The sequence below is a fragment of the Asticcacaulis currens genome, from assembly GCF_028550395.1.
Classification (GTDB): domain Bacteria; phylum Pseudomonadota; class Alphaproteobacteria; order Caulobacterales; family Caulobacteraceae; genus Asticcacaulis; species Asticcacaulis currens.
Window position 1 is genome coordinate 13,756 of the sequence record NZ_JAQQKW010000001.1, and the last position, 10,237, is coordinate 23,992.

Consider the following 10,237-nt stretch of genomic DNA (forward strand, 5'->3'; position numbering starts at 1 on the left):
ACCCGTGAAGCGCTGAACGGCCTGCCCAACGGCATAGCGGGACTGCTACAGCCGCCTCGCAGCCGTCAAACTGATCACAAAGAGAGGCTGAGCACTATGCCCAAACGATCTCCACACGTCCTAACATGGAGCCTGAAGCCGTGCCGGAGCGGCGTAGCAGGATCATTCCAAATACGGTATTGCCGTAGATGCTCACCCTGGAGGGATTTATTCGCAAATCATTGGATTTGAAAACAAAAAACCCGCCTTGCGGCGGGTTCTGTTACTGATTGGTGCCCAAGAGAGGACTCGAACCTCCACGACCGTTAAGCCACTGGTACCTGAAACCAGCGCGTCTACCAATTCCGCCACCTGGGCACATTCAATCAGGTTGCGTTCCGATCTTGCGAGCGGAGGCCGGTGAAATACAGAGAAGGTCGAAGCAGGTCAATGGTCTTTTTGAAAGTTTTTTACATTTCCACAGATGACTGCGTCGAAAATGGCAGAGCCAAGGGCCGTCAGGGATTGCGACGCACAAGCCCATGCGCTAATTGGGGTTTATGAAGGGGTGCCGCCCCACAGGCATCCGCGCATCCGAGGTTTCAACATGTCTAATCTATCCTCAAGACTGGTCACCGTATTCGGCGGGTCAGGCTTTGTCGGTAAGCAGGTCGTCCGGGCGCTGGCGCAAAAGGGGTGGCGTGTGCGCGTCGCCGTTCGCAAGCCAACCTATGCCTATGATCTCAAGCCGTTGGGGACCGTCGGACAGATTCAGATCGTGCGTTGCGATGTTCGCAAAGAGGCCGAGGTTCAGGCGGCACTCAATGGCGCGTCAGCGGTGGTCAACCTTGTGGGTATTCTGTATCAAACGCCCGGCGCCTCTTTCGATGCGGTACACCGTGCGGCCTCAAAGGCGATCGCCGAGGGTGCCGCCAAGCTCGGCATCAAGGACTTCGTGCAGATGTCGGCGCTTGGTGCCGATCCCAAATCCTCGTCGAAGTATGCCTCAACCAAAGGCAAGGCCGAAGAGGCTGTGCGCGCAGCTATTCCCTCGGCCGTAATCGTGCGCCCGTCAGTGATCTTCGGGCCGCAGGATGGCTTCTTTACGGGACTGGCCGAGCAGATCAAAGCCTTTCCGTTTATGCCCTCGATTGGCGGCGGCAAGACGAAGTTCCAGCCGGTCTATGTTGGAGACGTGGCGCGCGCTATTGCCGATACGCTTGGCAACCCGGCCTTTGCGGGTAAGACGTTTGAGATAGTAGGGCCGCAGACATTCACCTTCAATGAGCTCGTCCAGTATGTGGGAGAAGAGATTCAGTCTCCGCGCGCCCTGATCTGGATGCCATTTGCCGCTGCAAGCCTGATCGGTGTGGTGGGTGACATCAGCTCACTCCTGATCAAGCCGCTCCTGACCTCTGATCAGGTACTGCTGCTGCAGAAGGACAATGTGGCCTCAGGCAAGCTGCCGGGCCTGCGTGAGCTGGGTATTCTGCCGACGGCGGTGGAGTCGGTGGTGCCATCCTATCTCTGGCGCTTTCGCAAAAACGGACAGTTTGCTGAATATGCGGGCTGAGCCGGACACAGATTGCAAAAAAGCCCTCCAGATGTCTGGAGGGCCTTTTTGTATCTGAACGCTCGAACGATAAACTTCCATGTCAGCCGCTACAAATGGGTCAGGGCCGTGACTCGACGGGAGCGACCTTATCCAGCCAATCAACGGCCTTAACAAGCGTGTCGAAGGTCATGATCTGTCCGTTCGTGTAGGCCTCGTCAAACACCCTGGCACGCACCTCGAAGAGGACTTCGTTCGTAATCACGGCCACCTTATTACAGATGTCCATGCCCGCTGTCTCTCTATGCCACCACTCTAACAGACGCTCGACTTCCGCGTAATCGTAAAGACCGGTTGCGCGCCTGTAATCAAAGATGCGCCGAAACGTCCAGGCATTTCGGTGAGCCTTGTACTCCTCAATGATCCGATCGGTCAGCGCAACGCTGTCGATCTGACCCAGCACCTTGAAGGTCAGGAGTTTGCGCTCGGCATCTAACACAACATCAAGCACCGCGTGTCCTCGTCTGTTTTATAGGCCGTCCATCGGTTTCGATGTACCGACGGCGACAATTTGCGACAGAATGGACACAAAAACGTCGTTCGCAGCAAGTGTAATTTTCAGCACGCGCGCGACGCGCCAAAAACGTCTCTGGCTCAAAGAGCGAAAAAACAAAGGGTAAAACCCAACCCGTCCACCAATGGAGAGAGCCTGGGCAATGCCGGGCTAACACGCGGTTGGGTTTTGCGAGCGCCTTAGTGCCCCAGAGACAAAAGGATAAGGCCGATACCGCCAACAAGAATGCGCCAGATAGCGAAAACGCCATAGCCGTTTCTGGCTACGAAATTCAGCACTGAGCGCACGACTATGAGCGCTGTGATGAAGGCCGCGATAAAGCCCACAGCGACAAGTCCCATATCATTGAAATTCATCTGACTATGGGTCTTATAGACATCATAGGTGAAAGCGCCGAGCATGGTCGGCATGGCGAGGAAGAAGGAAAATTCCGCTGCCGCCTTCTTTTCGACCTTACACAGCATGGCCCCGATCAGGGTCGATCCAGAGCGCGACATGCCTGGGATCATCGCCAGACACTGAAAGACGCCGATGATGAGTGACGTCTTGAAATCGAGGCGAAACGGATCGGTCTTATTGGGGGTGGGCGCGTACTTATCGACCAGCCAGAGGATGATACCGCCGACGATCAGGCTGATGCAAATCAGGCGCGGGCTTTCGAAAAGGACGCTTTTGATAAAGTCGTGAGCCAGCACCCCGATGACCAGGGCCGGAAAGAAGGCGACCAGGATAGAGATGGCAAAGCCTCGCGATTGTGGCGAGGTCGGCAGGGTGATGACGACATTCCAAAGCTTGTTGAAATAAAGGCTGAGAAGCGCCAGCACGGCACCCAGCTGAATCAGCACCTCAAAGGTATTGCTGGGTGAGCTGAAGCCCAGAAAATGCGACAGAAGAAGAAGGTGGCCGGTCGAGGAAACCGGAATATATTCCGTCAGGCCTTCGACAAAGCCCAGAAACAAAGCAATTAAATAATCCATTGAAATAGTCCGGGGAAAAAGAGAGCGCGATTTTATATGCACCGCACCATGCGCTGTGAGAGTTTAGAGGTCAAGCGCGTGCCCCCTTTCGGGCGAGCGATCGGCCAGGAGATTCCTAAGGTCAGAGATTTGCGGCTAAAGGATGTTCGCCAATGTAGCGCAGCCTCACCCTGGGCGACAAACCGGTTTCGGTCTGTTCGATTGCGTGAGCGAGCCAACCCGCTGAGCGGCCCAGCCCCATCAGGGTAAAAGGGGCGTCCTTTGGCAGGTCGAGGTGGCGCCCGATAAGGGCCAGAGCCAGAGTAAAGCCCAGTGGCCGCCCCGTCAGCTCCTCGCCCACGGCACGGATGGTTTTGAGGTCTTCGCCAATATGAGGGGCGGCGGCCATCAGGGCCTCGGCTCGCAGCGCGTCGCAGGGTGATTGCTCCGTTTCGAAGCCGGGCAGCTCTACGCCCTGACGCAGGAAGGTTTCCGCCACGAGACGAGGATTACCCTGACGCCTGACCTGAGTGACATAGGCTTCCGCGCGTGACACCCGCCCGCCCATGGCCGGCCCCGTGAGGGTGGAAAAGCCGGCGAGAACAGGTGAGGATAAGGGCCCTTGCGACACCGCCGCGGCGCGCGCGGACAAGGTGGCGGCATCAAGCCCGTTATCAGCCGACAAGACGAGAGCCCGTCGGATCAGATCGACGTCGCGCTGATCATTCACCTTCCAGGCACGCGCCAGACGCTGGTGGAAATAAAGGCGTGGGCCTCCATTTGTTACCGCATCAATGAGTTCATTGAGGATGCCGGCCGCTTCAAGGCGGAGATTTCGGTCGGGGCTGAGCTCAGAGAGGGCGTCTTCGTCCAGTCGCCGCGACAACATTCCCCAGACGCGGGCACGCGGTCCGCCGGTGAAATTGACATCCGGTCGCGGTTTAAGGGGGCCGAAGGGGTTTGAGGAGTCGTCCTTCCACAACAGGGCGGCGACCGCCTCAAAATTTTCGGTCTCGCTAAGCTCCAGGCTGTCCCGCGTACGGTAAAAGGGACGATTGTCTATCGAAATGAAGATATCGGAGTCGATCGTCGCCTCACCGCGGACGGCCGACTTACCACTTAATGTCGGCAAGACAGGTGGGGCGTCCTCCGCGGGGCGAGGCGTGCGTTGAGTGAGACGCTCGATATCATCGAGGGCATAAAGTGAACGTCTTGGATTATTCGGATCGGTTCGCGCGGCAATGCGTTGACGACTGACGTACGCATAGAGGGTTTGTGGCTTGACATCCAGTCGCTGCAAGGCTTCGGCGCGGCTGATCCATTTGCGCGACATGGGCAAAACCCTCACATGCGGGGCTGACAATCAAGATTGATTGCACCCAAATTTAAACGCTCAGTCTGTTAAAATCCAGCTATGTTTAATAGGGGCTTAAAGTTTTTGTAGCGACGTGAATTCAGGCGTATAGAAAAGCCGTTTTCCGCAGTTTTCAGGCTACCTGTCATGGCCCTGCCCTTTACGCGCAACTTTAACCCGTTCAGCTTCAGCGGGCTGACACCCCAGGAAATGATCCTGCGCGTGTCGGCCTTGTCGGTATTTGTGGCTCTGACGCTGATCGGCCTTAAGACACTCGCCCTTTTGGCGTCAGGTTCGGTAGCGGTTCTGGCGTCGCTGACCGACTCAGGGCTTGATCTTCTGGCCTCTCTGATCACATTTTTTGCCGTACGGTTTGCGCGCACACCGCCCGACAAGGAGCACCCTTTCGGGCACGGCAAGGCAGAGGCGTTTTCAGCGCTGTTTCAGGCTGCCCTTGTGTTTTCTTCGGCGGCTCTGATCCTGCGCGATGCCTGGGATCATCTGCGCGCGCCGGAACCAGTCAGCGGGGGCCTGTTGTCCGTGGCGGTGATGATCGTCTCCCTCCTTCTGACAGGCCTTCTGATCGCGGCGCAAAATGCCGCTTTAAAGGCCTCTCAGTCTGTGGCTGTGTCGGCTGATCGCGCGCACTATCTGACCGACATTGCCGGCAACAGTATAGCACTTGTGGGCGTCGGCGCCGGAGCGCTCGGTGTGCCGCATATTGACGCTATTGCCGGCGGCGCGATTGCCCTATGGCTGCTATGGGGAGCGCTGCATGTTCTGAAAGATGCCGCCGACAGCCTGATGGATCGTGCGCTTACAGACGAGGCGCAGGCGCGCATCCACGATCTCGCCTCTGATGATCCTGAAGTTCTGAACATCCATCGTCTGCGCACCCGCATTTCGGGTCCACACGTGCTTATCCAGATGCACATGGCTTTGCGACCTGACCTGACCCTTGTCAGGGCCCATGAAATAATCGTAAGCGCTGAGAAACGCATATTGTCGGCGTATCCGAATGCCGACATCCTGATTCACCCCGACCCGGACGGCGCGTCGGAGCCGCATGGCGGCATCTTTGCCGAAGCGCACGACCGGGTACATCAGATCTGACATGACCCCACCACTGCGCACGCTTTATCATTTCGCCTTTGACCCCCATTCGAGGCTGGTCCGCCTGAGTTTGGGCGAAAAGAGACTGGCCTTTGAAGAGGCCCCGGTTAAGTACTGGGAGCCGACGGATGAGTTTCTGCGTCTCAATGTATCAGGCCTTTTGCCGGTGCTGGTGGAAACCTTTGACCATGGACGCACGGTCACGCTTTGTGAAAACCGCGCGATCCTTGAACATCTTGACGAGACGGCCTCGGAGGTACGGCTTTGGCCGACAGATCCGCAGGAGCGCGCTGAGGCTAGGCGTTTAGTAGGCTGGTTCGAGCGTAAGTTCGACTACGAAGTCAACGCCTTGTTGCTGCACGAAAAGATGGAAAAGCGCCTGTTGGGAATGGGCGCGCCTAATCTGTCGGCGCTGCGCGCAGGGCGCGATGCGCTGCGCGACCATCTGCTTTATTTCGAGAGCCTGCTTGAGGCCCGAAACTGGTTGTCGGGCCGGCACATGTCCTATGCTGATTTCGCTCTGGCTTCGCATCTCAGTGTCATTGACTATGTCGATGAAATGAACTGGGACCGCTATAAGCATCTTAAGACCTGGTACATGGTCATAAAATCGCGTCCGGCCTTTCGTCCTTTACTGGCCGACACGCTCCCGGGCGTTGCCCCTTCTGCACACTACCGGGATCTTGATTTCTGATGGAGACGTCGCCCGACACCCCCCTCAAACCAGAGGCGGAGGGACAGGGGGAGGCGTCCGCGCTGCATCAAAAACCTCCCTCGCCCGCCACCTTGCGGCCTCCCCTTTCCGTCGAGTCGGCAGACCTCAAAACCTTCATCACAAAAAAGGCTCTTGGCTTAGGATTTTCGACAATAGGCTTTACCCATCTGCCGCAGAGCTGGGACGCCGCGCAACGCCTGAAAGCCTTCATCTCGGCTGGCTATCATGGCGAAATGAAGTGGATGGAAGAGACGCTGGAACGGCGTCTTCACCCACAGAATATGTGGAACGGGGCGAAAAGCGCCATTGTACTTGGCTTTAACTACGGGCCAGACAGCGATCCCCTGCTGGGGCTTTCCGAGCGTGACCTCGCCAATATCAGCGTCTATGCCCGCGGCGACGACTATCACGACGTCATCAAGAAAAAGCTTAAGCAGCTCGCCACTGAAATCGTCACGGCTTACGGCTGCGAAGTGAAGGTGTTTGTCGATACGGCGCCGTTGATGGAAAAGCCGCTTGCGCAACTGGCGGGCCTAGGCTGGCAAGGCAAGCATACGAACCTTGTCTCTCGCGAGTTCGGCTCCTGGCTCTTTCTCGGCAGCATTCTGACCGACATGGAGATCCCCCAAAGCTCGACTGAGCGCGATCATTGCGGCTCGTGCCGGGCCTGCCTTGACGCCTGCCCTACCGATGCGTTCGTTGGACCTTATCAGCTTGATGCGCGCGAATGCCTGTCCTATCTGACCATCGAATTTCGCGGTCACTGGCCCGACCGCTTCCGCGCCGCCATGGGCAACCGCATCTATGGCTGCGACGACTGTCTGGCCGCCTGTCCGTGGAACAAGTTCGCCGTTGAGGCCTCCGAGGCCAAGCTGAGAGCGCGCGAGGGCTTCAATGCCCTGTCGCTCGTCGAGCTGGCGCAACTGGATGACGCGGCGTTCCGCACTCTGTTCAGCAAATCCCCTATCAAACGTATCGGTCTGGCGAGCTTCCTGCGTAATGTCCATTATGCTCTGGGCAACAGCTTTGATGACCTCGTTGATGACGCCAAGGTTCAGGTGCTGACACGAAACCTCACCCACGAGAGTCCTGTCGTTCGAGGGTCTGCCGTTTGGGCTTTGTCGCGCGGTCTGAGCGCACAGGACTTCCGCTCTTTGCGCGCGCAGCACCTGGCGCAGGAGGATGACCCGGACGTCTGGAGTGAATGGAGCCGGCATGTCACCTGATGTTACGCGCCCAAGGTTTTCACTTATCGTCTTATCCTATCAGAGCGGAGCCTATCTGGAGCGTTGCATCCAGGCGCTTCTCGATCAGAATACGGATGATTTTGAAATTCTTTTGGCCGACAACGGGTCAACCGACGGTGCGCCACAGGCGCTGACAGCGAAATTTCCTCAGATTCGCTTTATAGACAATGGCGGAAATCTGGGCTTCGCAGCGGGCAATAATGCCGCTGTTCGCCATGCCAGAGGAGACTGGCTTGGCTTCATAAACCCGGATGTGTTTGTACATGCCCACTGGCTTCACGAAATAGAGCGCGCCATAGCCAGTTATCCGGACACACACATTTTTACATCGCTGCAACTCGACCCCCAAGATCCGCGCGTGCTGGACGGGGCCGGAGATGGCATGAGCTTTTTTGGCTTTCCTTTTCGGATGGGGTATCGCACCTGTCGCCCTGAGCACATTCCGGTAAGTGAGGTGTTTTCGCCGTGTGGCGCGGCCTTTGTTATCAAACGCTCCCTGTTTGAGGCGCTCGGCGGATTCTATGAGCGCTTTTTCATATACTGCGAAGATGCTGATCTCGGCTACCGCGCACGGCTGAGGCGGGAGCGGACCTTGCTTATCCCGCACGCGCGCGTCGACCATATCGGTTCTGCCACGCTTGGGGCACGCTCTGATTTTGCCCTGTTCTACGGCTATCGCAACCGGCTTTGGATGTTCCTGAAGAACACCCCCTCCCCTCTGCTGTGGCTAATGCTCTTACCCCACCTTTTGTTTAGCTTGTCAGGGGCGCTGAAGGATGTATTGAAAGGACGCGGCCCGGTCGTCGGTCGCGCCCTGAGGGAAGCCTTGTCAGGCTTGGGCGCGGTGATGCGGGACCGCCGCCAATTACAAAGTACCCGTCTATTGCGTTCAACCGATTTGTTATCTCAATTTACCTGGGACTTGCGCCTGATCCTTCGGCGCGGCCTCGACCTACGGAGCCCGAAATGAGCCTTTCCGACGCTTTCACCGCCCTCAAAACCCAGGCTGCTATTGATGCCAAAACCCCAATCGTGGCGCACTTCGAATACGAAGCCGATCGGTTGGGTCACCAATCCCTATCGGTCGCCGGGCTCTATGTGGATGTTTCAAAGCAATCCTGGTCAGACGCGGGGTTCAAGGCCGCCCTGAAGCTGTTTGAAGCCGCCGATCTTCATGCGGCGCGGGAGCGGATGTGGACGGGCCAGGCGATCAACGTCTCGGAAAATCGCGCCGTCCTGCACGTGGCGCTGCGCGATTCTGACGTTGAAAATGCCCGCTTACGAGGCGCTGAGATCACTTCTGACGTCAAGACGGCGCGCGACGCCATGAAAGCCTATGCGGACGGCATTCGCAGCGGCCAGATTGTGGGCGCGACCGGTAAGCCGTTCAAGACCATTCTGCACATTGGCATCGGGGGTTCAGACCTCGGCCCACGCCTCGTCTGGCAGGCCCTGACACCCCTGAAACCACAGATCGATATCCGGTTTGTGGCGAATGTCGATGGTTCGGAACTGGCGCTCAACACCGCCGATCTTGATCCGGCCGAAACGCTGGTGATTGCGGTGTCGAAGACCTTCACGACACAGGAGACACTGGCCAACTTCCTTGCTGCGCGTGAGTGGCTGATCAAGGGCCTAGGCGAAGCGGCGGCCTCAAAACACCTTGCAGCCGTCTCTGCGGCCCCGGCTAAGACATCGGCCTATGGCATCCCCGAAGACCGCGTCTTCGGCTTTAAGGACTGGGTGGGCGGTCGCTATTCCCTGTGGTCGGCGGTGTCGCTGTCGGTCATCATAGCCGCCGGTTATGACGTATACGAACGGTTGCTGGCCGGCGCCTATGAAATGGATCAGCACTTCCTCACAGCGCCGTTCGAAAAGAACGCACCGCTGCTGCTGGCCGCCGCTCAGGTGTTCAACCGCATCGGCCTCGACCGCCCGTCGCGCGCCGTTATTCCGTATGCGCATCGTCTGCGCCGACTGGCCGCCTTCCTGCAACAGCTGGAGATGGAATCAAACGGCAAGCGCACCGACGGCTATGGCAAACTGCTGCCGACCAAAACCTGCCCGGTTGTCTTTGGCGACGAAGGCACCAATGCCCAGCACGCCTTCTTCCAGATGCTGCACCAGTCCGAAGACATCGTGCCACTGGAACTGATCGCGGTGAAGTCGAACCCCGAAGCGCCGCTCGACATGCAACAGAAACTTTTGTCGAACGTAATCGCTCAGGGTGAGGCCTTTATGGTCGGCAAGAGCCTTGAAACCGCCGAGGCCGAATGCCGGGCAGCCGGGTTCGACGCCGAAAAGACGGCCATCATCGCCCCTCAAAAGGTCTGCCCCGGCAACAAACCCTCTACCCTCGTCCTGCTCGACGCCCTGACGCCGGAAACGCTCGGCGCCCTCTTGGCACTCTATGAGCACAAGACCTTCGCCGAAGGGATCGTCATGGGCCTCAACAGCTTCGACCAGTGGGGCGTGGAACTGGGCAAGACGCTGGCCAATGCGGTGCTGGAAGACATCACAGGCAGCGCCATCAAGGCGCACGACCCGTCTACCACGGCGGCGATTTCGAAAGTGAAATAAGACGCAGGGGCACAGCCCCTGCACCAGTTAGTGGGAGTCAAAAAAGCCGCCTCTGCAAAGGGGCGGCTTTTCTTTTGCTCTCAGATAACCCGCTGTGAGGCGGCGAGTAGGCTTAGCGGACGAGCACCGGCGCGCAGACCGATGAGGCTTCGCAGCCCCTCACATGT

At 57.9% G+C, this 10,237-nt stretch carries 9 protein-coding genes and 1 tRNA gene; 6 read left to right on the forward strand and 4 right to left on the reverse strand.

Annotated features, from left to right (window positions below; genetic code table 11):
• Positions 1 to 270 precede the first annotated feature (270 nt).
• Positions 271 to 357: transfer RNA gene (locus tag PQU94_RS00040), tRNA-Leu, on the reverse strand.
• 229 nt (positions 358 to 586) lie between these two features.
• Here PQU94_RS00040 and PQU94_RS00045 point away from each other — a divergent pair.
• Complete coding sequence (locus PQU94_RS00045) at positions 587 to 1,552, forward strand: complex I NDUFA9 subunit family protein (protein WP_272739436.1); 966 nt, start codon at positions 587 to 589, stop codon at positions 1,550 to 1,552.
• 100 nt (positions 1,553 to 1,652) lie between these two features.
• Here PQU94_RS00045 and PQU94_RS00050 read toward each other — a convergent pair whose 3' ends face one another.
• The 3 genes from PQU94_RS00050 to PQU94_RS00060 all read right to left on the reverse strand — a co-directional run bounded on the left by PQU94_RS00050 (position 1,653) and on the right by PQU94_RS00060 (position 4,394).
• Positions 1,653 to 2,042: a hypothetical protein gene (locus PQU94_RS00050; protein WP_272739437.1), complete on the reverse strand. Its 390-nt coding sequence runs from the start codon at positions 2,040 to 2,042 to the stop codon at positions 1,653 to 1,655.
• A 242-nt stretch (positions 2,043 to 2,284) separates the two neighbouring features.
• On the reverse strand, positions 2,285 to 3,082 hold the full coding sequence (locus PQU94_RS00055) for an undecaprenyl-diphosphate phosphatase (protein WP_272739438.1): 798 nt from the start codon (positions 3,080 to 3,082) through the stop codon (positions 2,285 to 2,287).
• A gap of 121 nt (positions 3,083 to 3,203) precedes the next feature.
• The gene (locus PQU94_RS00060) at positions 3,204 to 4,394 is read right to left on the reverse strand and encodes a citrate/2-methylcitrate synthase (RefSeq protein WP_272739439.1); all 1,191 of its coding nucleotides are present in this window, start codon (positions 4,392 to 4,394) and stop codon (positions 3,204 to 3,206) included.
• A gap of 168 nt (positions 4,395 to 4,562) precedes the next feature.
• Here PQU94_RS00060 and PQU94_RS00065 point away from each other — a divergent pair, with 168 nt between their 5' ends.
• From PQU94_RS00065 to pgi, 5 genes are read left to right on the forward strand one after another with little or no spacing between them, the layout of a single operon-like run.
• The gene (locus tag PQU94_RS00065) at positions 4,563 to 5,528 is read left to right on the forward strand and encodes a cation diffusion facilitator family transporter (RefSeq protein ID WP_272739440.1); all 966 of its coding nucleotides are present in this window, start codon (positions 4,563 to 4,565) and stop codon (positions 5,526 to 5,528) included.
• 1 nt (position 5,529) lies between these two features.
• On the forward strand, positions 5,530 to 6,222 hold the full coding sequence (fzlA, locus tag PQU94_RS00070) for an FtsZ-binding protein FzlA (protein WP_272739441.1): 693 nt from the start codon (positions 5,530 to 5,532) through the stop codon (positions 6,220 to 6,222).
• Positions 6,222 to 7,469, forward strand: a complete 1,248-nt coding sequence (queG, locus tag PQU94_RS00075; RefSeq protein ID WP_272739442.1) for a tRNA epoxyqueuosine(34) reductase QueG — start codon at positions 6,222 to 6,224, stop codon at positions 7,467 to 7,469. The genes fzlA and queG overlap by 1 nt, the downstream gene beginning before the upstream one ends.
• Positions 7,459 to 8,460 carry a glycosyltransferase family 2 protein gene (locus PQU94_RS00080; protein ID WP_272739443.1) on the forward strand — a complete coding sequence of 334 codons (1,002 nt, stop codon included), beginning with the start codon at positions 7,459 to 7,461 and terminating at the stop codon, positions 8,458 to 8,460. The genes queG and PQU94_RS00080 overlap by 11 nt, the downstream gene beginning before the upstream one ends.
• Complete coding sequence (gene pgi, locus PQU94_RS00085) at positions 8,457 to 10,070, forward strand: glucose-6-phosphate isomerase (RefSeq protein ID WP_272739444.1); 1,614 nt, start codon at positions 8,457 to 8,459, stop codon at positions 10,068 to 10,070. The genes PQU94_RS00080 and pgi overlap by 4 nt, the downstream gene beginning before the upstream one ends.
• The last annotated feature ends 167 nt before the right edge of the window (positions 10,071 to 10,237 follow it).